The organism is Vibrio sp. FE10, from assembly GCF_030297155.1.
Taxonomy (GTDB): domain Bacteria; phylum Pseudomonadota; class Gammaproteobacteria; order Enterobacterales; family Vibrionaceae; genus Vibrio; species Vibrio apostichopi.
Genome location: NZ_AP028067.1, coordinates 2,946,908 through 2,972,984 on the forward strand (window position 1 = coordinate 2,946,908; position 26,077 = coordinate 2,972,984).

General features: G+C 44.2%; 27 protein-coding genes. 15 read left to right on the forward strand and 12 right to left on the reverse strand.

Features of this window, described 5'->3' with window-relative positions; all coding sequences use genetic code 11:
• Window positions 1-65: 65 nt before the first annotated feature.
• The 3 genes from pyrH to rpsB all read right to left on the reverse strand — a co-directional run bounded on the left by pyrH (window position 66) and on the right by rpsB (window position 2,669).
• Entirely contained in the window at window positions 66-797 is a 732-nt protein-coding gene (gene pyrH / locus QUF19_RS13120; protein WP_009847418.1) for a UMP kinase, read from the reverse strand.
• Window positions 798-953: 156 nt separating this feature from the next.
• On the reverse strand, window positions 954-1,799 hold the full coding sequence (tsf, locus tag QUF19_RS13125) for a translation elongation factor Ts (protein ID WP_017107181.1): 846 nt from the start codon (window positions 1,797-1,799) through the stop codon (window positions 954-956).
• Window positions 1,800-1,937: 138 nt separating this feature from the next.
• Window positions 1,938-2,669, reverse strand: coding sequence for a 30S ribosomal protein S2 (gene rpsB, locus QUF19_RS13130; protein ID WP_032500394.1), 732 nt, complete (start codon window positions 2,667-2,669; stop codon window positions 1,938-1,940).
• A 458-nt stretch (window positions 2,670-3,127) separates the two neighbouring features.
• Between rpsB and map the strand changes: the two genes are divergently transcribed.
• The 3 genes from map (at window position 3,128) to QUF19_RS13145 (ending at window position 7,314) form a co-directional block, all read left to right on the forward strand.
• Window positions 3,128-4,006, forward strand: coding sequence for a type I methionyl aminopeptidase (gene map / locus QUF19_RS13135; protein WP_286294531.1), 879 nt, complete (start codon window positions 3,128-3,130; stop codon window positions 4,004-4,006).
• A gap of 138 nt (window positions 4,007-4,144) precedes the next feature.
• Complete coding sequence (gene glnD / locus QUF19_RS13140; protein WP_102435073.1) at window positions 4,145-6,766, forward strand: bifunctional uridylyltransferase/uridylyl-removing protein GlnD; 2,622 nt, start codon at window positions 4,145-4,147, stop codon at window positions 6,764-6,766.
• 164 nt (window positions 6,767-6,930) lie between these two features.
• Entirely contained in the window at window positions 6,931-7,314 is a 384-nt protein-coding gene (locus QUF19_RS13145; protein ID WP_017107178.1) for a DUF3461 family protein, read from the forward strand.
• Window positions 7,315-7,439: 125 nt separating this feature from the next.
• Here the strand turns inward: QUF19_RS13145 and truC are convergent, their stop codons facing one another.
• A complete protein-coding gene (gene truC, locus QUF19_RS13150) occupies window positions 7,440-8,198 on the reverse strand; it encodes a tRNA pseudouridine(65) synthase TruC (protein WP_286294532.1) in 759 nt (252 codons plus the stop codon).
• The gene (locus tag QUF19_RS13155) at window positions 8,189-8,503 is read right to left on the reverse strand and encodes a YqcC family protein (RefSeq protein WP_286294534.1); all 315 of its coding nucleotides are present in this window, start codon (window positions 8,501-8,503) and stop codon (window positions 8,189-8,191) included. The genes truC and QUF19_RS13155 overlap by 10 nt, the downstream gene beginning before the upstream one ends.
• 87 nt (window positions 8,504-8,590) lie before the next feature.
• On the opposite strand from QUF19_RS13155, the gene QUF19_RS13160 reads away from it, so the two are divergent.
• Window positions 8,591-9,631: a DUF3549 family protein gene (locus QUF19_RS13160; protein ID WP_286294535.1), complete on the forward strand. Its 1,041-nt coding sequence runs from the start codon at window positions 8,591-8,593 to the stop codon at window positions 9,629-9,631.
• A gap of 98 nt (window positions 9,632-9,729) precedes the next feature.
• Window positions 9,730-10,038 carry a DUF3301 domain-containing protein gene (locus tag QUF19_RS13165; protein ID WP_019821602.1) on the forward strand — a complete coding sequence of 103 codons (309 nt, stop codon included), beginning with the start codon at window positions 9,730-9,732 and terminating at the stop codon, window positions 10,036-10,038.
• On the opposite strand, the gene QUF19_RS13170 is transcribed toward QUF19_RS13165, so the two are convergent.
• Window positions 10,004-10,522: a GNAT family N-acetyltransferase gene (locus QUF19_RS13170; RefSeq protein WP_192889235.1), complete on the reverse strand. Its 519-nt coding sequence runs from the start codon at window positions 10,520-10,522 to the stop codon at window positions 10,004-10,006. The genes QUF19_RS13165 and QUF19_RS13170 overlap by 35 nt on opposite strands.
• 767 nt (window positions 10,523-11,289) lie before the next feature.
• On the opposite strand from QUF19_RS13170, the gene QUF19_RS13175 reads away from it, so the two are divergent.
• From QUF19_RS13175 to QUF19_RS13185, 3 genes are all read left to right on the forward strand, one after another.
• On the forward strand, window positions 11,290-11,577 hold the full coding sequence (locus tag QUF19_RS13175) for a hypothetical protein (protein WP_102435078.1): 288 nt from the start codon (window positions 11,290-11,292) through the stop codon (window positions 11,575-11,577).
• Window positions 11,578-11,615: 38 nt separating this feature from the next.
• Window positions 11,616-12,059, forward strand: coding sequence for a YaiI/YqxD family protein (locus QUF19_RS13180; protein WP_004734361.1), 444 nt, complete (start codon window positions 11,616-11,618; stop codon window positions 12,057-12,059).
• Between the two features lie 119 nt (window positions 12,060-12,178).
• Complete coding sequence (locus QUF19_RS13185; RefSeq protein ID WP_286294541.1) at window positions 12,179-12,934, forward strand: MipA/OmpV family protein; 756 nt, start codon at window positions 12,179-12,181, stop codon at window positions 12,932-12,934.
• 105 nt (window positions 12,935-13,039) lie between these two features.
• Here the strand turns inward: QUF19_RS13185 and QUF19_RS13190 are convergent, their stop codons facing one another.
• From QUF19_RS13190 to QUF19_RS13200, 3 genes are all read right to left on the reverse strand, one after another.
• Window positions 13,040-14,626: an AbgT family transporter gene (locus QUF19_RS13190; protein WP_102435081.1), complete on the reverse strand. Its 1,587-nt coding sequence runs from the start codon at window positions 14,624-14,626 to the stop codon at window positions 13,040-13,042.
• A 386-nt stretch (window positions 14,627-15,012) separates the two neighbouring features.
• Window positions 15,013-15,138: a type B 50S ribosomal protein L36 gene (ykgO, locus tag QUF19_RS13195; protein WP_081008126.1), complete on the reverse strand. Its 126-nt coding sequence runs from the start codon at window positions 15,136-15,138 to the stop codon at window positions 15,013-15,015.
• Entirely contained in the window at window positions 15,138-15,398 is a 261-nt protein-coding gene (locus tag QUF19_RS13200; RefSeq protein ID WP_004734366.1) for a type B 50S ribosomal protein L31, read from the reverse strand. Before QUF19_RS13200 ends, ykgO begins: the two co-directional genes overlap by 1 nt.
• Window positions 15,399-15,522: 124 nt before the next feature.
• Between QUF19_RS13200 and tsaA the strand changes: the two genes are divergently transcribed.
• The 6 genes from tsaA (at window position 15,523) to QUF19_RS13230 (ending at window position 20,111) form a co-directional block, all read left to right on the forward strand.
• Window positions 15,523-16,218 carry a tRNA (N6-threonylcarbamoyladenosine(37)-N6)-methyltransferase TrmO gene (gene tsaA / locus QUF19_RS13205; RefSeq protein ID WP_286294545.1) on the forward strand — a complete coding sequence of 232 codons (696 nt, stop codon included), beginning with the start codon at window positions 15,523-15,525 and terminating at the stop codon, window positions 16,216-16,218.
• A 101-nt stretch (window positions 16,219-16,319) separates the two neighbouring features.
• A complete protein-coding gene (locus QUF19_RS13210; protein WP_286294546.1) occupies window positions 16,320-18,038 on the forward strand; it encodes a proline--tRNA ligase in 1,719 nt (572 codons plus the stop codon).
• Window positions 18,039-18,254: 216 nt separating this feature from the next.
• Complete coding sequence (locus QUF19_RS13215; protein ID WP_286294547.1) at window positions 18,255-18,950, forward strand: tellurite resistance TerB family protein; 696 nt, start codon at window positions 18,255-18,257, stop codon at window positions 18,948-18,950.
• Window positions 18,951-19,154: 204 nt separating this feature from the next.
• The gene (locus QUF19_RS13220) at window positions 19,155-19,358 is read left to right on the forward strand and encodes a YaeP family protein (protein ID WP_102435085.1); all 204 of its coding nucleotides are present in this window, start codon (window positions 19,155-19,157) and stop codon (window positions 19,356-19,358) included.
• A 1-nt stretch (window position 19,359) separates the two neighbouring features.
• A complete protein-coding gene (locus tag QUF19_RS13225; protein ID WP_102435086.1) occupies window positions 19,360-19,551 on the forward strand; it encodes a DUF4250 domain-containing protein in 192 nt (63 codons plus the stop codon).
• 233 nt (window positions 19,552-19,784) lie between these two features.
• On the forward strand, window positions 19,785-20,111 hold the full coding sequence (locus tag QUF19_RS13230; protein ID WP_017107167.1) for a hypothetical protein: 327 nt from the start codon (window positions 19,785-19,787) through the stop codon (window positions 20,109-20,111).
• Between the two features lie 331 nt (window positions 20,112-20,442).
• On the opposite strand, the gene glyA is transcribed toward QUF19_RS13230, so the two are convergent.
• Window positions 20,443-21,693, reverse strand: a complete 1,251-nt coding sequence (glyA, locus tag QUF19_RS13235; RefSeq protein WP_017106297.1) for a serine hydroxymethyltransferase — start codon at window positions 21,691-21,693, stop codon at window positions 20,443-20,445.
• Between the two features lie 347 nt (window positions 21,694-22,040).
• Between glyA and QUF19_RS13240 the strand changes: the two genes are divergently transcribed.
• On the forward strand, window positions 22,041-22,643 hold the full coding sequence (locus QUF19_RS13240; RefSeq protein ID WP_102435087.1) for a YitT family protein: 603 nt from the start codon (window positions 22,041-22,043) through the stop codon (window positions 22,641-22,643).
• Between the two features lie 180 nt (window positions 22,644-22,823).
• On the opposite strand, the gene treC is transcribed toward QUF19_RS13240, so the two are convergent.
• Both treC and treB read right to left on the reverse strand, forming a co-directional pair.
• The gene (treC, locus tag QUF19_RS13245) at window positions 22,824-24,509 is read right to left on the reverse strand and encodes an alpha,alpha-phosphotrehalase (RefSeq protein ID WP_286294556.1); all 1,686 of its coding nucleotides are present in this window, start codon (window positions 24,507-24,509) and stop codon (window positions 22,824-22,826) included.
• Window positions 24,510-24,649: 140 nt separating this feature from the next.
• Entirely contained in the window at window positions 24,650-26,074 is a 1,425-nt protein-coding gene (gene treB / locus QUF19_RS13250; protein WP_286294557.1) for a PTS trehalose transporter subunit IIBC, read from the reverse strand.
• Between the last annotated feature and the right edge of the window lie 3 nt (window positions 26,075-26,077).

The window sequence follows — 26,077 nt, forward strand, 5'->3', positions numbered from 1 at the left end:
AAGCTTTTTATTTGGAGTGATAAGGATAAGCTTACCAAAGCATAAACCTCAGTAAGCCCGAAAAATTAGTCAGCATCGCTGATTAATGTACCTTCAGTTTCACCCATAACCACGCGGCGTAGTGCGCCTGGTTTATTCATGTTAAATACACGGATTGGCATTTTGTGATCACGTGCTAGCGTAAATGCAGCCAAATCCATTACTTTCAATTCTTTCTCAAGAATCGTGTTGTAAGACAAAGTATCATACAGCTCTGCGTCTGGGTTTGCTACTGGGTCAGCAGTAAATACACCATCTACTTTCGTCGCTTTTAGAACTACGTCAGCTTCGATTTCGATACCACGTAGACACGCAGCAGAATCTGTAGTGAAGAATGGGTTACCAGTACCTGCAGAGAAGATCACAACGCGACCTTGACGTAGTTGGCTGATTGCATCTGCCCAGTTGTAATCGTCACACACACCTTTAAGAGGGATAGCAGACATTACACGTGCGTTTACGTAAGCACGGTGTAGAGCGTCACGCATTGCAAGGCCGTTCATTACCGTTGCAAGCATACCCATGTGGTCACCAACAACGCGGTTCATACCTGCTTCAGCAAGGCCTGCACCACGGAAAAGGTTACCGCCACCGATAACAACACCTACTTGAACACCTAGTTCAACCAATTCTTTTACTTCTTGAGCCATACGATCAAGGATCGTCGGGTCAATACCAAAACCTTCTTCGCCTTGTAGTGCTTCACCGCTAAGTTTTAACAGAATACGTTGATACGCCGGTTTAGGGTTCGTAGTCATGGAGTTTACCTTCCAAAGAGTTGATGATTAACAGTCATGGATAAAAACTGATTAGCTCAGTTCGCATTCATAACAGCTAAAAGCCAAAAATAATCCACTATTCATAAAAAGACCGCAGCATTTGCCACGGTCTTTTTTCAATCAATACGCTAAGGATTAACCTTGTTGTACCGCTGCAACTTCGTCTGCGAAGCTCATTTCAGCAGCTTTCTCGATACCTTCACCAACTTCTAAACGAACGAAGGTAGTAACTGATGCGCCTTTCTCTTTAAGAATGTCAGCAACAGTTTTCTTAGGTTCCATGATGAAAGCTTGACCAGTAAGAGATACTTCGCCCGTGAATTTCTTCATACGGCCGATAACCATTTTCTCAGCGATCTCTTGTGGTTTGCCTTCGTTCATAGCGATTTCTACTTGAACAGCTTTTTCTTTTTCTACTACGTCAGCAGGTACGTCAGATGGGTTAACGTACTCAGGCTTAGAAGCAGCAACGTGCATAGCGATGTGCTTAAGCGTTTCAGCTTCGCCTTCACCAGCTACAACAACACCGATTTTCTCGCCGTGACGGTAAGAAGCTAGTGCAACACCTTCAACAAGCTCAACACGACGGATGCTGATGTTCTCACCGATCTTAGTTACTAGAGCGATACGTGCATCTTCAAATTTAGCTTGAAGAGCAGTGATGTCTAGACGTTCAGCTAGAGCCGCTTCAGCAACTTCGTTAGCGAATGCAAGGAAACCTGCATCTTTAGCTACGAAATCAGTTTGGCAGTTCACTTCAAGAAGAGCAGCAACGCCAGCTTCTTCTTTAATGATGATTGTGCCTTCTGCAGCAACGTTACCAGCTTTTTTAGCTGCTTTCGCTGCGCCAGATTTACGCATGTTTTCAATTGCTAGCTCGATGTCGCCTTCAGCAGCAACAAGCGCTTTTTTACATTCCATCATGCCCGCTGCTGTGCGTTCACGAAGTTCTTTAACTAGAGCTGCAGTTACAGTTGCCATTCTCTATTCCTTAGTAAATTCTAAAAAAGATAAAAAACAGGGGCCTAATTAATTGGCCCCTGATATTGACTGTATTCAGTCCGTTAAGCCATCGATTATGACCGCTTAATATGAACTAAATATGGCTCAGAGCCGCTATTATTCAGCTTCTACAAAACCGTCTTTTTCAGCAGCTACAGCAGCAACATCTTTGTTACGACCTTCTTTAACCGCGTCTGCAGCAGCGTTTAGGTAAAGCTGTACTGCACGGATTGCATCATCGTTACCTGGGATAACGAAGTCAACGCCGTCTGGGTTAGAGTTAGTATCAACTACAGCGTAAACTGGGATACCTAGGTTGTTTGCTTCTTTAACTGCGATGTGTTCGTGATCAGCATCGATAACGAATAGAGCGTCTGGAAGGCCGCCCATGTTCTTGATACCACCAAGAGATTTCTCTAGCTTCTCCATTTCACGAGTACGCATTAGAGCTTCTTTCTTAGTAAGCTTGTCGAAAGTACCGTCTTGAGCTTGCGCTTCAAGTTCTTTCAGACGCTTGATAGACTGACGAACAGTTTTGTAGTTCGTTAGCATACCGCCTAACCAGCGGTTGTTAACGTAGAACTGGTTGCTGTTGATAGCAGCTTCTTTAACAGCTTCAGATGCAGCGCGCTTAGTACCAACAAAAAGAACTTTACCTTTCTTCTCGCCAACTTTAGCAATTTCAGCTAGAGCTTCGTTGAACATTGGTACAGTTTTTTCTAGGTTGATGATATGAACTTTGCTACGAGCGCCAAAGATGAATGGCTTCATTTTTGGGTTCCAGTAACGAGTTTGGTGACCGAAGTGAACACCAGCTTTAAGCATATCGCGCATTGATACAGTTGCCATTTTAAAATCCTCTATGGGGTTAGGCCTCCACACTCCCCATGAATCCGACCCCTAACAACTAACCACTTTTTCAGCCGTTATCTGTGTTGTTGAGGCACCCCGGAACATGTGTCGGAATGTGTGTGATTTAAAGATATAAGTTAGTGGACACGAAGCTTGTTTCGCCAATTGGAGAAAACAGTCCTGATGTCCGGCGCGCTTTATACCATATTTTGTCCATCTATGGCTAGAAAAAAATATAAAAATGGCGGTTGCTATACTGATCTTTGACGCTGTATTTCTCTTATAAATAGTATCAATAACGCAAGAGGCAATCGGCTTAAAGTTGAACACTATTCAATCACGCTTAGTAGTATCCACCAGCATTATATGGGTATCAGAATGTTGCGCTAAAATGCTGCACTGCTAGAATACCCCCAATATGCACACTTAGGTGCTACCAAATTAAGAGATATGCAATGGCTGTAAAAATTAAAACTGCTGAAGAAATTCAAAAAATGCGCGTTGCCGGTAAGCTGGCTTCTGAAATTCTAGAGATGATTGAACCTCATATCCAAGTAGGTACAACGACAGAAGAACTGAATAAAATCTGTCATGAGTACGCTCTAGAAAGAGGCGCATACTCAGCACCACTTGATTACCACGGTTTCCCTAAGTCAATCTGTACGTCTATCAATCACATCGTATGTCACGGTATTCCAGCATCACAAGATGAGACTGGTAGTACAGGTCAATTCAAACCTGCTGTATTGAAAGATGGCGATATTCTAAACGTTGATATCACTGTGATTGTTCCTGATGACGAAAATGCTGACCTAAGCACTCGTCCGCAAGGTTACCACGGTGACACATCTAAGATGTTCCTTGTGGGTGAAGTTTCTCCAGCAAACAAACGTCTATGTATGGTTGCTCAAGAAGCACTTTACGAAGGCATGCGCCAAGTAAAACCAGGTGTTCAGCTTGGTCAAATCGGTACGGCTATCGAGAAGTACATCAAAACAAACAATAAGAACAACCCACGCTCTAAGTTCTCTATTGTTAAAGATTACTGTGGCCACGGCATCGGTTCTGAGTTCCACGAAGATCCACAAGTGGTTCACTACAAAAACAGTGACCGCACCGTACTGAAAGCTGGCATGTGTTTCACAATCGAGCCAATGATCAATGCTGGTAAGTTTGGCTGCCGTCTTGATGACGAAGATAGCTGGACAGTGTACACAGCAGACAGCAAGAACTCTGCACAGTGGGAACACACGCTGGTTGTAACGGAAACAGGTTGTGAAGTACTAACACTACGCAGCGACGATACAATTCCACGTATCATGAAGAACGCTTAGTTCAACAAGCTGAATACATCAGACTTTTAAAAATATCCCCGCATTGTCGGGGATATTTTTTATCTGCGTAATTTCGATTTTCCATCACCTTCTGTTAAATTGTTAAATACTCTCATTTGCTTGCACGGATAGCAGACTATGCCTTATCAATGCCCTATTACGTTCAATGACGAACAAATTGAAATCTGCGAATTAAAAAACCAACTCGAAATCTTCACGCAGTATCAGAAAGATGAATTTCTCAATCATCACCCAGTGACAGACTTAGTGCTTCTACGCTCTGAATATATGGATCTGCTCCTCAACCGATTATGGGATCATTTTGGATTCAGCAAACTGCCTCATATTGCGTTGGTCGCTGTGGGTGGTTATGGTCGCGGCGAACTACACCCGTTATCCGACATTGATATCTTAATCGTATCGCAAAAGACGCTGCCTCCAGCGCTTGGTGAAAAAGTCAGTCAGTTCATCACGCTACTTTGGGATTTGAGACTCGAAGTTGGCCATGCGGTGCGTACCATTGCCGAGTGCATTGAGATTGGTAGTGACGATTTAACGGTAGCGACCAACTTGCAAGAGTCGCGCTTACTGTGTGGTAGTGAAGATACCTTCCAAGAGCTGAAACTAAAGATTCATTCCGATTCATTTTGGCCAAGTGAGACGTTTTACAAAGCCAAGATTCAAGAACAAAGAGAGCGTCATGCTCGCTACCACGACACCACCTACAATCTAGAACCGGACATCAAATCAACACCCGGCGGGTTAAGAGACATCCATACTCTGAGTTGGGTAGCACGTAGACACTTTGGTGCTACCTCTCTACTGGAGATGAGCAAATACGGATTCCTCACCGATGCTGAATATCGTGAGCTCGTTGAATGCCAAGATTTCTTATGGCGCGTTCGCTTTGCATTGCATATCGAACTGCGCCGTTACGACAACCGTCTTACCTTCGCGCATCAGGCTCAAGTAGCCGAACACCTTGGTTATACCGGTGAGGGCAATCGTGGCGTAGAAATGATGATGAAGGAGTTCTACCGCACACTTCGTCGTGTAGCAGAGCTCAACAAGATGCTGCTTAAATTGTTCGACCAAGCGATCATTAACGGCGGTCAAACACAAGAAGCCGAGATTCTCGACAACGACTTCCAACGTCGTGGATCACTGATCGAAGCGCGTAAGCCTGCCCTATTCCAAGCGCGACCAGAAACGATTCTCGATATGTTTATCCATATCGCGAATGACTCGACGATCGAAGGGGTAAGCCCACCAACCTTGCGACAACTGCGTACGGCACGTCGCCGGTTAAACCGCTTCCTGCATACCATTCCTGAAGCCCGTGACAAGTTCATGGACTTGGTTCGTCACCCAAATGCACTGCACAAAGCTTTTAGCTTGATGCATAAACTGGGTGTGCTATCGGCCTATTTGCCACAGTGGAGTCAGATTGTTGGTCAAATGCAGTTTGACCTGTTCCACGTTTACACCGTAGATGAGCACAGTATTCGTCTGCTCAAACACATCAACCGTTTTAACCAAATTGAAAACCACGATAAGCACCCAATTTGTTGTGAAGTGTACCCGCGAGTTCAGAAGAAAGAGCTGCTGATCCTCGCCGCTATCTTCCACGACATAGGCAAAGGTCGCGGTGGTGATCACTCGGAAATCGGCGCCGTTGAGGCTTACTCATTCTGTATTGAACATGGGTTATCAAAACCAGAAGCAAAACAAGTTGCATGGCTCGTTCAGAATCACCTATTGATGTCAGTGACTGCTCAACGCCGTGATATCTACGACCCTGATGTCATCACAGAGTTTGCTAAAAAAGTCCGTGACGAAGAATCATTAGAGCTACTGGTGTGCTTAACCGTCGCCGATATCTGTGCGACTAACCCTGAATTATGGAACAGCTGGAAACGTACCCTGCTAGCCGAGCTATTCCACTCTACACAGAGAGCACTACGTCGTGGCTTAGAAAACCCCGTCGATGTCAGAGACCGTATTCGTCACAATCAGCAGATGGCATCAGCTCTGTTACGTAAAGAGGGGTTCACTGCTCGTGAGATTGAAGTGCTTTGGCAACGTTTCAAAGCCGATTACTTCTTACGTCATACACACAAGCAAATCGCTTGGCACTGTGAGCACTTACTTCGTCTAGAAGACCCAAGCCAACCGTTAGTTTTGATCAGCAAGAAAGCGACACGTGGTGGCACTGAGGTGTTTGTTTACTGTAAAGACCAAGCTGCACTTTTTGCGACCGTAGTGGCTGAGTTGGATAGACGTAACTTCAACGTTCATGACGCACAGGTCATGGTCAGCAAAGATGGCCATGTTTTGGATACCTTTATCGTACTCGATCAACATGGTGAAGCGATTGATGAAGCGAGACACAAAGCCGTGGCTAAACATTTAACTCATGTTCTGGCTGATGGTCGTCCAACTAAAATTAGAACGCGCAGAACGCCGCGTAACTTGCAGCACTTCAAGGTGAAAACTCTGGTCGAATTCCTACCGACCAAGAGTAAGAAACGCACCTTAATGGAACTCAGAGCCCTGGACACGCCGGGATTACTGGCTCAAGTTGGTGCAACGTTTGCTGAGTTAGACATCAATTTGCACGGCGCTAAAATTACCACCATCGGCGAACGTGCAGAAGATTTGTTCATTCTGACCAGTGAAGCGGGAGGAAGGTTGTCTGAAGAGCAGGAACAAGCACTGAGAGAAAGATTAACGGAGCATGTTTCGGAACTCGCGCCCTAAAAAGAGAATCTAATTATCAGATAAGTGTGGGTAAAGATAGAGAGCGATCTTGCCCACAACTTACAATCAATTCCCATATATCAACTATCTAGCTCGTCGTTAGGCTGCTACATTGATCAAGTCAATTACATAAAAGTATTACATTCATAAACTAGAGGTCGCTTATGTATCCAAACCTCACTGGCTTAGGTATCCACGAACCTAAACAGATTGAACGTTACTCCCTTCGCCAAGAAGCTCACAAAGATATTCTTAAGATTTACTTCCGTAAACAGAAAGGCGAACTGTTCGCGAAAAGCGTTAAGTTTAAGTATCCACGACAAGTGAAAAGTGTGCTTGTTAGCGGTGGCAACAATCAATACAAAGAAGTGACCGAGATAAACCGTAATCTCACACTTGTAATTGATGAGCTCAATAAGATCACCAAGCCGATTCCAACCGCAGAAGTTGATGTGAAACAGAAAATTCTTACTGACTTACGCCACCTAGAAAAAGTGGTATCGAGTAAGATCGCAGAGATCGAAGCGGATCTAGAAAAGCTAAAATGATCCCGAGAATAGACAACTAACAACCACATTAGTTGTTCCACTCAGATCACACAGACATTAAAAAGGGCTGATATCACTATCAGCCCTTTGTTTTTCTACTGTCTACGTTGACTAGACACGTGTGTTTACTTAGACAAACGCGCTTCCGTATTCACTAAGTGGGTATCCCACTCAAAGGTTTCAAACAACCTTAACCACGTTTCATCTAGATTGGCCTTCATCACCAACTCTTCTTTAGTAAAAGGGTGGATGAAACGCAACTCAGAAGCATGCAGCAACAGACGGTGCGAATCTAAATCATCACGAAACAGTCGGTTATGCTTACCATCACCATGTGAAGTATCGCCTACAATCGGGTGTCTTAGGTGAGCCATATGACGACGCAGCTGATGTTTACGTCCTGTCTTTGGCATCATCTCAACTAAGCAATAACGACTGGTAGGAAAACGGCCTGTTGAATACGGCACTTCGACTTTCGCTAACGGTTCGTAAACGGTGACGGCTTCTTGTGGTTCTTTATCTTCTTTCGCGAACTTGTCTGCGATCTTATCCAACTCGACCTTGAGTGCATAGTCGAGCGTATCACCCTCTTCTATCCAACCACGGACAATCGCATGATAAGTCTTTTGCATCTCATGGTTGGCGAACATCGGCATCACCTGTGAAGCAACCTCACTCGACAATGCAAACACCAACACACCCGATGTTGGTCGGTCTAAACGATGCAGAGGAAATACGTGCTGACCAATTTGGTCACGCAGTGTCTGCATAACAAACTGAGTCTCGTGTTTATCCAACCATGAGCGATGCACTAGCATACCCGCAGGCTTATTCACCGCGACAAAATACTCATCTTGATAAATGATCTCTAACATTACGCGCATACCTCATCAATGCTCAGAATCGTCACTAGCAGTTCAGCTTTGTCTGCCTCATATTTCCACACTTCACCAAAATAAGGATGAATCGCAAAGCCTTTCGGTAGGCTCATTTTAGCATCCATCATTGCGTTGATCTTTACGATAAAGATCCACTGCAACCACTCTTCTGGCTGTAGCGAGTCAATCGCGAAAGGTTCAGCACTGGCCAGAGCTTCGTCCGAAGGTGGAACATCACTCCACAGAGAACATTGGCGCATTTGTTGTTCTAATTGTTGAAGTAAAAGAGGTAACTTTGTGGCAGCTGTCATTTTTCACCAAGTTATTTATCTAGTGACCTTGAAATTGGGGCATAGAGTACCATCTATTTAGGAAAGAAAGTTAGGAGCTTTATTACTATGGAAACCATTCACACGCTCACTCAGTTGCTAAAGAATAGCGGTTGCCAATACGACATCTACGACCTAGGTCGTCGTATCCAGAAAATCGACAACACCCTATTCTCTGATGTTGAGCAGGGCAAACAGCCATACCCGTTTCCACTTCAGAAACAAGCTCACTTAGCGATTAGCTACTGGAACGAACACAAACAGCCATGGATTTGGTTTCTAAAATTCAAACTGGACGAAAGAGGCTTATTACATCAAGGCGATGTGGGTAATTTTCTTAAGTTTGTTATCGAAGCAATGGGTACACGTTTGAACGGCGATATCAGCGAAGAGCAACAACAAAAGCTGTCAAACAACCCTTATACCTTCAAACCTTCTGAAGACAAAATGGCCGTATTCCATAGCCAAGTAAGAGCTGGTTTAGACCTTGCGACGAGCCAATATTACGAACACGCTCAACATTACTTCACTGGTGAGCTTGGTTGGGATAACTGGAAGACTGTTGGTCTACAAGGCATCACAGATATGTGCGCACGTTTAGACAGCCAACAAAACGGTGTTGCGATTCGTAAAGCCATCAATAAGCTGCCATCAGAACCGCTATACGCGACGTTAGGTGCGCTTGAGCATACACAAATCAATGACAAACTCGCGCAACGCTTACAAGAGCTTGCAGAGAGTGAGATCGCAAGTAAAGAGCCTGATTTGTTCTTACTTTCAGCCTTGGTTCGTGCCCTTTCAGGTGCAGAACAAGGGGTCGCGAATAACATCATTAATCAAGTTCTAGCTAGCCCTCGCTTAAGCCACCAAGAAGTGTTGATTGGTTTAGCCGGTCGCAGCTGGCATGCACTACAAGATCCTGCGATTGCTGAGCAATTCTTGCTGCGTCTCGCACAAACGGGCAATCAAAACCTGTTCAATCAGTTATTTGCAGATTTAGTGATGATTCCGACACTAAGAATGGTATTTTTACCCTTGTTGAATTCGAACCCATCACCTGAGCTCGCAAACGCATTGATTGAGTTACAACAAGCGGCTAAGTCGCAATAACGGACTGACGACTAATTCAAGAGCGGGCTTGCTCTATAGCTCGTTGAAATACGCTGTAATGACAATTGGAATAGAGATGAAAAGGAAGTATGGATTAAATGATAGATAACTTATTGGCTATTTTGTTTCTGTGCTTCTTTTGCTTTTTATTTTGGCAGCAGCGCAGGCAATCCGAGCTTGCGAAAGCTGCCATTGCGAGAAAGTGTAAAGAGCTAGACCTACAATTATTAAGCGTCGCCTTCAGTGGTCATAAACTTAAGATGCGCCATGAGCTAACCACGATTTGGCGCTGGCATACTGTGTACCAATTTGAGTTTTCCGCATTAGGTGATGACCTGTACCAAGGAAAACTGACGATGGTCGGCTTCCGCTCTATGCGGTTTGAGCTACAGCCTCATAGAATGTAACGTCGCAATACGCGGTATAACTATATTCATGAAAAGGGCCAAACTGATCTTGTTTGGTCTCTTTAAATGCAAAGCCTAACTTTTCGAGTAACTTAATCGATGGGTTATGACCGACATTAACAGTCGCGACCACATTCGTTAAGTGCTCTTCAAAGCACACCAAACTAAAGAAAGGTTTTAGCACTTCGCTTGCAAGGCCTTGATTCCAAAACTCCTTGTCTAGAATAAATCCCAGTTCATGCTTCCCTTCCTCAGACGAAACAAACAAATGTCCAAGGTATTCACGAGTCTGGTTATGAATAATGGCACGACAAAAACCGACGTTGTCGTTCAATATTTCTTGAAATAGGTGTTTTGCAGAGGCAATAGAATGCGGCCCGTTCATTTCAGCACGATTAATGGGGCAGCAATTCAACTTGATAAAGTCGTGTTGTAGCTGTTCAGTATAAGGTACTAACAGCGTTCTTGAGGTTGCTATCGTCATAAAACACTCCTTGTGTTGACCATTAGCAGAAAAGCAGATGTTGCGCTCTTAGATAAAAGCTCCTGAATTAAAAAGAGCCCTAGATAGAGAAAAGCCTCAGATAAAGAAAAGCCCCGACACCGAAGTGTCAGGGCTAGGGTCTTACTCGCAGCAGTCCGGCTACTAATAAATGCTCCATGCATCATCCATAATAGTGGCTGTAATCCTTCAGCTCTTTCCTTTACTTCGCCGTCCTAGCGGTGTCCAATCATCCTGAAAGCTAACAATCCTAGTTAGCGCACATCACTTGTTCCGTGAGCGGTGTCCTTTACATCGTCCTGATGCTAATCCAACCCTTTAAATCCTAAAGGTGTCCATTGTCATTCCGTTGCAGCTAACTTCCTGTTAACTGACTGTATCCCTACAATGTCCTTACGCTCCATGCTTGACTACTCAATCCTAAGTAACCAAATCTTCATCCTGAAGATAACCAAATCCTTGGTGCTTTCCTGTTCCGTGTCAGAATCCTTCCGACAAGGTTTAATTTACGCGATTTAGGATTTCGGACAATAGATTTGCATCACATTTTGAATTCAAGAAAGTTGTTAATTATATAAAACAATTAAAATTCAAACACTTGGCTATATGCATATCAATTTCTCTAGAGAACTATTTGTGTTATCTCACAGCCTTTGTAAGAGATCTCTCACACGCGATGGGCGGTTTTATGATTCGCTATCATTCACTGGAGCGAGTAAAATGACAAAATACTAAAAATGGAGGTCAACATGCTAACAAAAGATGTGTCTGAAGAGTTGAAATCAGTGCTTGAAGGACTGCAAGCGCAAGGGAAAGAGCCGACAGTTGCTTTAGTTAAAGCTCGTATGAGCACATCCGTTCCGATGCCAGCTTTAATCATGACTATCAAAAGCTGGAAAAGTGCGAATCGTGTACCTAAAGTGGAAGTCGCGACACAAGAAGAGCCGGCACTTGATCGTGTTAGCCAACTGGAAAAGCAAATCCTTGAACTTACCGCTCGCGTTGCCACGCTTGAGGCTAAGTTAACTGAACAATAAGTTGACCGATAAATAAGCTAACAGAGAAATAGAACACTATGAAGATATGGGTTGATGCGGACGCTTGTCCCAAGGTTATCCGAGAAACAATCGTACGCGCAGCTGAACGCACAGGGGTCGAATGTACCTTTGTCGCGAACCATTTGGTTCCCGTTCCCAAGCGTAATAACATTCACTCAATTCAAGTACCAAGCGGATTTGATATTGCAGATGATGAAATCGTAAAACGCACTGAACCCGGCGATCTAGTGATTACCTCTGACATCCCTCTGGCTGATGAAGTGATCACCAAAGGTGCGCTTGCTTTAAGCTCTCGCGGCGAGCTCTACACCAAAGAGACCATTAAAGCACGTCTCAACATTCGTGACTTTATGGATACCATGCGTTCAAGCGGTATTCAAACTGGCGGACCAAGCACCCTTTCTCAAACCGACCGTCGTGAGTTCGCAAACCACCTCGATCGCCTGCTCGCTAAACGTTAACCGCAGTCATTTCTAATGACGACAACTTTAGAAATCGTCACTTAGTCGATACAACCCCGATGAAATTTTAATCGACATACTCCGTTCTTGATATTTATTACAATAACGGAGTATTGCTTATGATTCGTCGAATCGCCCTCTCGCTATCCATTGTTTTTGGCAGCACCCAACTTTCTTTTGCTGATGAAGGCTTTGCCGATGAACACTTTGCTGGTCAAGAGTACGGAATCATCGGAGGCAGCATCACCTATGGTGAAAGTGTTTTCTCGACTAAAAGTGCCCCTCAATTTGGCGCGACACCTAACCTATTCTATTCAGGTCCAAAAGGCTTTATCGATGGTAGCTTAGCCAATTGGCAACTGCTGCCTTACGTCGGGTTATCTGGAAATTGGCGCTTTGCTGAAGTGTCAGACACTTTCGTGAACCTACCTAACGGCATTCAAGATAGAGATGGTAATGGAGAGCTGGGGATAACCTTAGGAACGGTAGGCGCACGCCTCACCTACTTACACGACGTGACTTCAGAACATGATGGCTACGAAGTTCAGCTTCACCTAGGCAGAACGTTAGAAACCTGGACGCAGCCATTCACCATTACACCCTACCTAGAAGTCGATTATCGTGATAAGAAACTGTCCAATCACCTGTATGGTATTTCTAACACCGAATCTTCTGCCTCAGGGTTAAATCAGTTTGATGCGGGTTCGACGTTTGTTTATCAAGCGGGGTTAATCGGGCTCTATGAGTTCACGCCAACTTGGATTGGTATCGCTCGAGCAGACTTGATTCATCACGACAGCGACAGCGCGTTGATACAACGAGACTTGGGCTGGTCATTCGAACTAGGCGTTACCTATCGGTTTGCAGGATTGTAAGTTTACTGACTCAAACAAAAAGAGCCTGCATCAATGCAGGCTCTTGGGTATATCGTCTTATATTCAGTTAATAAGCGAATCGAAATGTTCGCCTATCAAAGTTCACTAAGGCGTGTAGTACGTTGCAGCGCCTGGACCTACTGGTAGACCGAATACGAATACCCATAGGTAGAACAAGATGCTCCAACCGAACATGAATACCATTGAGTAAGGCAACATGGTTGCGATCAGTGTACCAATACCAAGGTTCTTCATGTAGCGAGTCGCTACGGCAAGGATAAGACCGAAGTAGCTCATCATTGGTGTAATGATGTTGGTTGTTGAATCACCGATACGGTAAGCCGCTTGAATCGTTTCAGGTGCGTAGCCTACTAGCATTAGCATTGGAACGAAGATTGGTGCCGTTACTGCCCACTGTGCAGAAGCTGAACCGATCATCAGGTTAATGAAGCCACACATTAGGATGAATGCGAAGAACAACATTGGACCCGTTAGGCCGATATCCTGAAGGAATGTTGCGCCACCTACAGCGACCACTTGACCAAAGTTCGTCCACTTAAAGAAAGCAACAAACTGTGCAGCAAAGAATACAAGAACGATGTACATGCCCATTGAAGACATAGACGTTGCCATTGCATTAATCACATCACGGTCATTCTTCATTGAACCGGTAATTTTGCCGTAAACAAAACCAGGAATAGCAAAGAATACAAAGATAAACGCTACGATACTTTTCAGGAATGGAGAGCCTGAAATCGTGCCCGCCTCTGAACGTAGAACACCGTCAGCAGGAACAACAGTCCAAGCTAAAAGCGCACTCACGATTAATACAGCGACACCCGCAAGTCTAAGGCCTTTCTTCTCAATAGCAGTAAGCTTACCCATTGAGTCATTTGAAAGATCTTCAGACGCGTCTTCGTCATTGTATTTACCCAGTTTAGGTTCAACAATCTTCTCTGTTACCAATGCACCGGCAATCGAGATAAAGAAGGTCGAAATAAACATGAAGTACCAGTTTGATTCAGGGCCAACAGAGTAAGATGGATCAAGCATTTGTGCTGCTGTTTCTGTAATACCAGAAAGCAGTGGGTCAACCGTACCAATAAGTAGGTTTGCAGAATAACCACCAGATACACCAGCAAATGCTGCCGCTAGACCTGCTAATGGGTGACGACCCAATGAGTGGAAAAGCATTGCTGCAAGAGGGATAAGTACTACGTAACCCAGCTCTGAAGCCGTGTTAGAGATAATACCGGCAAATACTACAGTTACAGTAACCATGCGCTGAGATGCGCCCATTACCATGCCGCGCATTGCCGCAGATAATAGACCTGAGTGTTCAGCAATCGCAACACCTAGCATTGCAACAAGCACAGTACCAAGTGGCGCAAAGCCAACAAAGTTCGAAACTAGATTCGTTACGATGAGTTGTAAGCCTTCAGCATTAAGTAAGCTTACAACGTGGATCATGCCATCAGCAGCACGACCGCTAGCACCTTCTGGGCGAGGATCCATTACAGATACTTCGAAGTAACCAGCAATTCCTGAAGAGACTAGGATTGCGACACAGAAGATTGCGAAAAGAGTGATTGGGTGGGGTAAAAGGTTCCCCAAATATTCAACGCCATCGAGAAAGCGGGTAAAAATAGGTTTCTTTGGCGAGTTGTTTTTTATTGAAGCTGATGAACTCATCAGTTCCCTCCTTGTAGTGATTCCTGTGCAATTGTGACAAAAATGTTCAAATTGCCAGCGCAGAGTACGCGACAAAATTATCAATTAGAAATTCAAAATGTTACAAAATGTGTAACAAACGACGACTTTTAACTCTATTTGAACAATTAATTAGCAAATAAATCTATATTAAATACAAAAACTAGATTTATAATTCACAACTACGCATTCACTAGAAATATAACTCACAATATAACCCATTGATTCACTTGAAAATAAAACACATCGTACGCTAAATGCACACTCGATATCCGGTCAAGTTCCTCTCGAAGGAAAAGAAAAACAGACAAATGAATGAAGTTTGACTTTCCCCTCGTTTTTACACACGCGTCACATCATATTGACGGTTATTTTTGAACCGCTTTAAATCTTGGATTGGATTTACAGATGACATAGTGACGCCCTCTACGCTTAACGATCTGGCAATCGGGGTGACGGCTTTTCGCACTTTTAAGTGATTTAATAACTTTCATTACTTAGCTCCCTTACCTAATTGACCAAAGCGACGAGTAAAGTTAGCAACACGTCCCTCTTTATGTAGCACTCTCTGTTTACCTGTATAGAAAGGATGCGATTTTGCAGACACTTCAATCGTGAAATAAGGGTAAGTATTACCATCTTCCCATTCGATAGTACGCTCTGTTTTCAAGGTTGAGCCAATCAAGAAGTACTCATCAACACTGGTGTCGTGGAACACCACTGTACGGTAGTCCGGGTGGATATTCGGTTTCATTGTATTTCCCTAAATAATTAAATTGATACGTTATAACATTGCAAATGATAATTATTATCAAAAGAAAAACAAGCGATTTTATGATATTTTTCCGCCATAGATCGTAATTAGAGAACGTCCACTCATGTACTCCATTGAACCTATTGGCTTTATAGAGTCTCCTTATAAAGAGAAGTTCGCGGTACCAAGGCAGCCTAGATTGGTGCCGACATCTACCTCCAGAGTCAGGCTGGTTGACGCGGCAAACTGTCTTGAGTCTGTTCGTGATATTGAGCAATTTAGCCATGTGTGGTTGTTGTTTTTGTTCGATAAGAACCTTGAAGCAGGCTGGAAACCAACCGTGAGGCCACCTCGACTGGGCGGTAATGAACGCATTGGTGTCTTCGCATCGCGTGCCACCTTTAGGCCGAATGGAATTGGCATGTCTGCGGTTGAACTAAAAGGTGTATCTCAAGAAAAGAGACAAACTTGGTTGGACTTGGGCAGTGTTGATCTCGTTGACGGCACACCTATCATCGACATCAAACCTTATATCCCCTACTCGGATTCGATTCCCGATGCACTCGGAGGGTTTGCCGCCGATGAACCTGAAGTGTTAGATGTGAACTTCTCGCAGCAAGCTCAAAGTAAGCTGTCTGGTCACCCACAGGCGCGCCATATCATTCAGGTGATCAAAGAAGTGCTAGGCCAAGATCCACGCCCCGCCTATAAGAAAGGCAAGCCAGACAGTAAAGAATATGCGGTAAATTTGTTCGATCTTAACGTGAAATTCGTTGTTGAAACGCTTTTCATCAATGTTACCGACATTGAACGCTTTTGAGATCCCAAATAGGCTGATATTATATGCGGCTATATCAGACTTGCTGTCGTCACTAACTGCAGCAAATTTTCTTTTATCAATGATGAAACGGATACCATAGAATGCGTACCAGTAACTACCTTCTTTCTACTCTGAAAGAGACTCCAAACGACGCAGAAGTTATCAGCCACCAGCTGATGCTACGTGCAGGTATGATCCGTAAGCTAGCTTCAGGTTTATATACTTGGCTACCTACTGGTCTACGTGTACTGCGTAAAGTCGAAAATATCGTTCGCCAAGAGATCGATAATGCAGGTGCCGTTGAAATCTTGATGCCCGTAGTTCAACCGTTTGAGCTTTGGGAAGAGACTGGCCGTTCTGAAAAGATGGGCCCTGAGCTACTTCGTTTCACAGACCGTCACTCTCGTCCGTTCGTTCTTAGCCCAACAGCTGAAGAAGTAGTGACGAGCTTAGTACGTAACGAGATCAGCTCTTACAAACAGCTACCTCTAAACCTGTACCAAATCCAGACTAAATTCCGTGATGAACGCCGCCCTCGTTTTGGCGTAATGCGTGCACGTGAATTCTCTATGATGGATGCGTACAGCTTTGATATCGACAAAGAAGGCTTAGAAAAGTCTTACCAAGCGATGCACGATGCTTACTGTAAAGCATTCGACCGCATGGGCCTTGAGTACCGTCCAGTATTGGCAGACTCTGGCGCTATCGGCGGCAGCGGCTCTCAAGAGTTCCACGTTCTTGCTGAAAGCGGCGAAGACCTAATCGCATTCTCTTCTGAATCTGATTACGCAGCGAACATCGAGAAAGCAGAAGCACTAGCTCCTACTGAAGAAGTTGCAGCGCCAACTCAAGAGATGGAACTGGTTGATACGCCAAACGCAAAAACAATTGCTGAGCTTGTAGAGCAACACGGTCTAGCAATCGAGAAGACCGTTAAGACTCTATTCGTTAAAGCGTCTGATGAAGTAGAAGCAGATATCATTGCTCTAATCATCCGTGGTGATCACGAGCTTAACGAAGTGAAAGCAGAAAACCTTCCACAGATCGCTTCTCCACTAGAGATGGCTTCTGAAGAAGAGATTCGTGCACTTGTTGGTGCCGGTCCTGGTTCACTAGGTCCTGTTGGCCTAGAGCTTCCATTCATCGTTGACCGCTCTGTTGCTGTAATGAGTGACTTCGGCGCTGGCGCAAACGTAGACGGTAAGCACTACTTCGGTATTAACTGGGGTCGTGACGTTGAGCTTGCTCAAGTTGAAGACCTACGTAACGTTGTTGAAGGCGACCTTAGCCCATGTGGTCAAGGTACTATCCAGCTTAAGCGTGGTATCGAAGTTGGTCACATCTTCCAGCTAGGTAATACTTACTCTAAAGCAATGAACTGTAACGTGCTTGGTCCTGATGGTAAGAGCGTAATCCTAGAAATGGGTTGTTACGGTATCGGTGTTTCACGTGTTGTTGCATCTGCTATCGAGCAAAACCACGATAAATTCGGTATCACTTGGCCAGACGCACTAGCGCCGTTCCAAGTTGCTATCGTACCAATGAACATGCACAAATCTGAGCGCGTTAAAGAAGCCGCTGAGAAACTATACGCTGAATTAACAGCTATGGGTATCGAAGTACTATTCGATGACCGTAAAGAGCGTCCAGGTGTTATGTTTAAAGATATCGAGCTAGTGGGTATTCCTCACACTATCGTTATCGGTGATCGCAGCATGGACGAAGGTAACTTCGAATACAAAAACCGTCGTACCGGTGATAAAGAAGTTATCGCAATGGACACGGTTATCGAGCACCTTAAAGCTCAACTAGCAAAGTAATCCTATTGCTTGCTAGCTGATAGATAGATAGTTAGTTAGTTAGTTAGATAGATATTGAAAGGCTGCCATTAGGTGGCCTTTTTTGTGCCTGTCGTTTCTCTTCAAACTCCCTTCTATTTATCAGTAGAGTAAATAACGTAAGTTAATCCCCTGTTCATCTTTAAATCCGTATATTGGTTTCAACTACTCTTTGACACATTTACATTGGAGGTATCGATGGATATCAAAAGCTTACTTAACCAAGCACTTAAATCAGATCTCGTTAAACAAGGTACTCAGAAGCTTTCCCAAGGATCTTCGAGTTTAAGCAGCCTTTCTAAAAGCAGTAACAGCGATGGCAAGAGTAGCAGTAAGAGCACACTAGGTGCCTTCGGTGCAGGTGCTGTTGGTGGTGGACTGTTAGGTGCGTTAATGGGTTCTAAGAAGACCAAGAAAATGGGTAAGAAAGCGGCTGGCATTGGCGGCGCAGCAGCACTGGGTGCTTTGGCTTATAAGGTCTACAACGACTATCAGTCTAAACAAGGTCAAACACCGAATATCGAACAGGCTCAATTTGATGAAAATGATGCAAACCACAGCGTTCTGATTCTACGATCGATGATAGCCGCGTCTAAAGCCGACGGGCATGTTGATGAAGAAGAGATGGCTAAGATAGAACAAGCCGTCGAGAACATGGGCGCAGATTATCAGCTGACCAAATTGGTGTCTGAAGAATTGCACAAGCCACTCGATCCAAGCGAGACCGCTCAGCTAGCAACCTCACCTCAACAAGCAAGTGAGATCTACTTAGCCTCTTTAATTGTGGCTGACGAGCAGAACTTTATGGAAAAGGCGTACCTCAAAGAGTTAGCTAAGCAACTCAACCTTGCTGATGAAGTTACTTATCAGCTTGAACAGCAAATATCCGGCTAATCAGTAGATACTAAGCTGCTCAATAAGTACCCGCGAATCGTAAAGATCGACCTAAATGACAAGCTAACCAAGTGATATATCGAGCATCAACAAAATGAGATATTGAGCAAGGACAAACTAACTCTGAACTTAATCAGATCCACTTTGTTTTTGCTTATCTCTATGTGTATATTGAGATCAGTTATCATTTGGTTAGGTATAAAAATGAAAGTATACGATTGTTGTGATTTGGTGCGTGAACTGTATTCTCAAATTGGCAGTGGCGACCAAGGCTATATTCCTAAAGCGATCACCTGCGCTGTAAAAACATTGAATGACCTTGCTGCGGATGAGTCTCTTCCTAAAGAAGCAAGAGATAGCGCTGCATTTGCCGCAGCTAACCTACTGATCTCAGATTTCGAGGACTAATATGAACCTCGCTAACTTTGAAAAGATGGATCCTGTAATGTTGATGAGCATCGTCAACATGAAGCTGCGTGACGACTTCGGTGGTGATTTGGATCGAGTAGTCAACTTCTACGAAATCGACAAAGCCGCATTAATCGCGAAACTCGCGTCGGCTGGTTTTGAGTTCCTTGCCGAAGCCAAACAGTTTCGATAATTAGTTAAAACAAACTTCCTATTAAAAGACCAACCTCTGTGTTGGTCTTTTTTTGTTGGTGATACGTAATAAGTAATCAGGCAGTAAACCCGTTATAAATTATCTGTCTGCACCTATACTTTTATATCTTAGAGTCAACGAACGCTCCTTGAACCGAAGCGTATTGTTGTATAGGCTACCTCAAATAGCATATAAAACTCATCATTCAACTTGATGATAGTGAAGGATTAACAATGAAAAGACTCGGACTTTTAGCCGTTATCGCAGCCACACTCACCGCCGGTTGCGCTTCAAATACTCAGCAAGACAACTTTCGTGAAGCCTCTTTTGAGCTGTGTAATACCGAAGTCGATATCTACTCTGTCAGCCATGATGAAAGAGTACGCATCGTCTGCTCTGATGGCTCTAAATTCGCTTTAAGCAGCGAAGATACGCTAGAAGTAATGCGTGATATCAACATCGATTACTGTGATGGCGAAGGCCTAGGCAAGTTCAATGAAAGCCGCAAGTACTACTCGTTCAAGTGTAAGTCAGGCACCTTGCTCAGCATCAAAAAGTAGAATAGACACAAGCAAACGACAAAGGGTTAATGTGAAAGCATTAGCCCTTTTTAGTACCCGCTCTTTATTACTTAGATAGATAACCTTCAAACGTAAAAAAGGCTCCTATACAGGAGCCTTTCAAATCATATTTTCAATCAAATAGCTTTAGTTCAAGGAAAAGGTGCAGAGTTTACAAACACCTTTATCTAGAAACAAAAAGGCCCCTATACAGGAGCCTTTCAAATCGCATTTTTCAATCAAATAGCTTTAGTTCAAGGAAAAGGCGCGGAGTTTACGAATATAAATGAGCACCTTTGACACAGAAATTAAGCTATTTGAGCCAGAAAAATTAAGCGTAAACAGGTAGACGCTTACAAATTTCTAGAACTTTTGCTTTCGTTGCTTCGATAACAGACTCATCGCCCATGTTATCAAGGATGTCACACATCCAGCCAGCAAGAGCTTTCGCGTCTGCTTCTGAGAAACCACGGCGAGTAATAGAAGGAGAACCGATACGGATACCAGACGTAACGAACGGGCTACGTGGATCGTTTGGTACTGAGTTCTTGTTAACTGTGATGTTAGCTGAACCTAGTGCTGCATCTGCTTCTTTACCTGTGATGTCTTTGTCGATTAGATCAACGAGGAACAGGTGGTTCTCTGTAGAACCTGAAACGATGTTGTAACCACGCGCTAGGAATTCAGCAACCATTGCTTTTGCGTTAGCAACTACGCGAGCTTGGTATTCTTTGAACTCTGGCTCTAGAGCTTCTTTGAACGCTACTGCTTTACCAGCGATAACGTGCATTAGAGGGCCACCTTGGCCGCCTGGGAATACTGCTGAGTTAAGCTTCTTGTAAAGATCTTCACCTTCGTTAGAAAGGATAAGACCACCACGAGGACCAGCAAGCGTTTTGTGCGTTGTAGTCGTTACAACGTGAGCATGTGGAACTGGGTTAGGGTAAACACCTGCAGCGATAAGGCCAGCAACGTGCGCCATATCTACGAAGAAGTAAGCGCCTACTTTGTCAGCGATTTCACGCATGCGCTTCCAATCACAAACTTGAGAGTAAGCTGAGAAACCACCGATGATCATCTTAGGTTTGTGCTCAATAGCTAACGCTTCCATCTCTTCGTAATCGATTTGGCCAGCTTCATCGATACCGTAAGGAATGATGTTGTAAAGCTTACCAGAGAAGTTTACTGGAGAACCGTGAGTTAGGTGACCACCGTGCGCTAGGCTCATACCAAGAACCGTATCGCCAGCGTTTAGTAGCGCCATATACACAGCGTTGTTCGCTTGAGAACCTGAGTGAGGCTGTACGTTCGCGTATTGCGCACCAAATAGTTCACATGCACGTTCGATTGCTAGAGTTTCAACTTTATCTACGAACTCACAACCACCGTAGTAACGCTTACCAGGGTAACCTTCAGCGTATTTGTTTGTAAGTTGAGAACCTTGAGCTTCCATTACACGTGGGCTTGTGTAGTTTTCTGAAGCGATAAGTTCGATGTGCTCTTCCTGACGAAGAGTTTCTTCTTGGATAGCTGCGAATAGATCCGCATCGTAATCAGCAATGTTCATGTCACGCTTAAGCATCTGTATCTCCTGACTCAGATTGTACTGAAAGTTTCAAAAAAACCACACAACGACCGAAAGCAAACGTTTCCGTCACCGTTTTGATGTGACGCATTCTACATAATTTGATCTAGGTCATAAAGAGCTAATTGCAATTTTATCATGCAGTTTTTTCATAATCACATATAAGATTCATCATGGTTATTAAGCATATCCAACCAAAGATGACGCTTACTGTCAATTTTACGATTTACACCCTGTAAAACGCAGATTACATAGGTTTACCTTAATTTTGCCCCTCTAGCTACCGAAAGCTAAGGTTTTTCTCTACTATGCTCGCCTTTATTGGATAGGTAATTATAAAAACGATGGAAAAACACACACGTAAAGAAGATTGGGTAGCAATCCTCACTGGTACGTTTTTAGTGGCGTTAGGCGTCTTCTTTTTACAGTCAGCAAACCTGCTTACTGGTGGCACGACTGGCTTGGCTCTGCTTTTGAGTCAATTTACGCCAGTAACCTTTGGTATTCTGTACTTTATTGCTAACTGTCCATTCTATCTATTGGCATGGAAACGATTTGGCCGTCACTTTGCAATAAGCAGTGCCATCTCCGGCGCTTTAGTGTCTGTGTTTGCCGATCATTTATACTTGGTGATTTCGTTAGAAGTTCATAATGAGATTTATTGTGCAGTCGCTGGCGGCTTATTAATGGGCTTAGGCATGCTGATCCTATTCCGTCATCGCTCAAGCTTGGGTGGCTTCAACGTATTGTGTTTGTTCATTCAAGATCGCTATGGTATCTCGGTAGGTAAAACCCAAATGGCCATTGATGCCTGTATTTTGTTTGCATCCTTCTTCTTTGTATCGCCTTGGGTAATTGCCGTTTCTGTATTGGGTACCGCTGTGCTGAACATTGTATTAGCAATGAATCACAAGCCTACTCGTTATTCGGTCAACTACGCGTCTTAGAGTTCACTACCTGTTCTATCGTCACTGGCTACTCGACACTCTAGTTTCTAGCAGACTCAAGGCACGATAATCCAGATATAACTAAAACAAAAAGGCTTTGGGGAGCACTCCAAAGCCTTTTGTAAAAGCCTAAATCTTTAGGGGGACGTAAGAATTAGGTTTGTTGAAATAGAAACAAGATTAATCTTCAATAAAAAGAATCCGCGTCTCATAAGGTCGTAATACTTGGTGATGAGACTTAACTGAACTCTCGCTCACATGATAATTGGACAACAGGCTCTTAGCCTTCATCATCTCAAAACGCTCAGGTAAAACGCATTCCGTTTCTTCACCATAGTAGTTGTTAATACAAACCAAAGTCTGGTTATCACTTTCGCGAGAATACGCAAATACCGAAGAGTGCTCAGGCAATAGATCTTGATAGTTGCCATGAGTAATCACGGGTACTTCTTTACGTAACTCAATCAAGCTCTTGTAGAAATAGAAAACAGAGTCTTTATCTTCCAATGCTTGCTCGGCGTTGATCTCAGTGTAGTTATTCGCAACATCAAGCCATGGCTGTGATTGTGAAAAGCCTGCGTAAGTTTCATCGTTCCATTGCATTGGCGTACGAGAGTTATCACGAGATTTTTGCGCTAAAATCGCCATCATATCCTGATGAGCCACACCATCACGGTTAACCATGATGTCGTACATGTTGGTGCTCTCTACATCACGATATTGGCTGATGTCGGTATAACCAGGGTTAGTCATACCAATCTCTTCGCCTTGATAGATATAAGGCGTGCCTTGCATCATGTGCACAGAAGCAGCCAGCATTTTAGCCGACTCAACACGATATTGTTTATCGTTACCCAAGCGGCTCACGACTCTTGGTTGGTCATGGTTACACCAAAACAGTGCTCCCCATCCTTTACCGTTCAAGCCCGTTTGCCAGTGATTGAAGATCGACTTGAGCTGTAAGAAATCAAACGGCGCATTGGTCCACTTCTCACCATTGGTGTAATCAACCTTAAGGTGGTGGAAGTTAAACACCATCGATAACTCACTGTTATCAATGTTTGAGTATTGCTGACAATGTTCTAACGTGGTTGAAGACATCTCGCCTACGGTCACACTGCCGTATTTCTGGAATACCGCTTCACTGATCTCTTTTAGATATTCATGCACACGTGGGCCATCGGTATAGAAACGACGACCATCACCAATATCATCATTCGGGAAATCTTGCTGCTTTGAAATCAGGTTGATCACGTCCAAGCGGAAACCATCAACGCCCTTCTCAGCCCAGAAGCTGATAACGTCTTTTACTTCTTCACGTACAACCGGGTTCTCCCAGTTGAGGTCGGCCTGTTCTTTCGCAAATAGATGTAAGAAATACTGACCAGTTGCATCATCCATTTCCCATGCATTACCACCAAACTTAGATTGCCAGTTGGTTGGTGCTTGACCGTTTACTGGGTCTTTCCAGATGTAGTAATCGCGGTATGGGCTGCTTTTGTCACCCAATGCAGACTGAAACCATGCATGCTCTGTTGAAGTATGGTTTACCACGATATCCATCACGATACGGATACCACGTTGATGCGCTTCAGCCAGCAATAAGTCGAAGTCTTCCATGGTGCCGAATTGAGGGTTAATCGCGTAGTAGTCTGAGATATCGTAACCATTGTCGATCATGGGTGACGCGTAAACTGGGGTTAGCCAAATCGCATCCACGCTCAAATGTTTGAGGTAATCCAGTTTCGAAATGATCCCTTTGATATCGCCAGTGCCTTTACTGCCACTGTCACAAAAACTCTTTGGGTAGATTTGATAGATGGTTGCGGTTTTCCACCAACTTTCATCATGCTCAGTCATCGCCATCTCTAACACTCACTTACCAGAAAATATAAATAAAAAATCACCATGTGAATCATGGTCGAATAGCCGTTATAACTAAAAGAAAAAGCTATAACTAAGAGAAAAAGCGATGACTCACTTGAAGTCATCGCTTGCTAAATGCATTACGCGTTGGCGGTTTCTAGCTCGCCTTTCATCTGTGCTCGTTTATAGAAGAACAATGTCAGCGTTATCGGCAGTACAACCGCCACCAGCATCGCGACTAAGTAAACCGACCAATATTGAGGTTGAATCGATAAGATACCCGGTAAGCCACCAACACCGATACCATTCGCCATCACACCTGCACTACCACAGATTGCAGCCGCTGCAGCACTACCGATCATTGCGCTCAGCATTGGGAATTTGTATTTAAGGTTGATGCCGTACATCGCAGGTTCCGTTACACCTAGGTAAGCAGAGATTGCTGCTGGTACCGAGATGTCTCGTTCACCTTCACGTTTACTCAAAATAATGATGCCGACAACCGCTGAAGCTTGTGCGATGTTTGATAGCGCGATCAAAGGCCAGATTGGTGTGCCGCCTAAGTCTTGCATCAGTTGTAGATCCACAGCGTTGGTTGTGTGGTGAATACCCGTAATAACCAAAGGTGCGTAGAGGAAGCCAAAGACCACTGAACCAAGAATCGCGAAGTCACCAGTCATTGCCACTTTAGCCGTGAATGCCACACCATCGCCTAGCATACGACCGAATGGGCCAATGAAAGCGTGCGCTAGAATCACAGACAAGATAATCGAGACAAATGGCACGACAACAAGGTAGAGATAAGAAGGAACAATGCGCTTAAGGTTGGTCTCAATGAAGGCCAAAGCCACACCCGCTAACATCGCAGGGATCACCTGAGCTTGATAACCGACCTTCTCAATCACGAACAAGCCAAAGTCCCACACCTCAGGTACCGATTTACCAATCATGTAAGCGTTCATCAACTGTGGAGAAACCAAGGTCACACCGAGCGTAATACCCAAAATAGGCGTTCCGCCGAGTTTCTTAACTGTTGCCCAACACACACCAACCGGTAGGAAGAAGAAAATCGCTTCGCCAATCAACCATAAGAAAGAGTGAACGGTTGCCCAGAATTGGCTGATTTCAACCAAGGTTTTGCCGTCGAACATGCGAATGTCGCCAATCACATTACGGAAACCAAGAATCAAACCACCAGTAATAATGGCAGGCAGTAGTGGTACGAAAATTTCGGCTAAATGGGAGATACCACGTTCAAGGAAGTTCATGTTCTGGCGAGCAGCCAACTTCGCCTCATCTTTTGATGATGCATCTTTGCCAGTTTGCTCAATCAGAAGTGCGTACACCTCATCAACCTCGGTGCCAATAACCACTTGGAATTGACCTGCGTTAGTAAAGCAGCCTTTTACCAGCTTAAGCTTCTCTAGTTCTGCTTTGTTCGCTTGTTCCGTATCGTTCAATACAAAACGCAGTCGAGTCAGACAATGGCTAACACTCGCAATATTCTCTTTGCCACCGACTAACTCGATAAGACGCGCAACGTCTTGCTTCGCTATCTTACTCATACT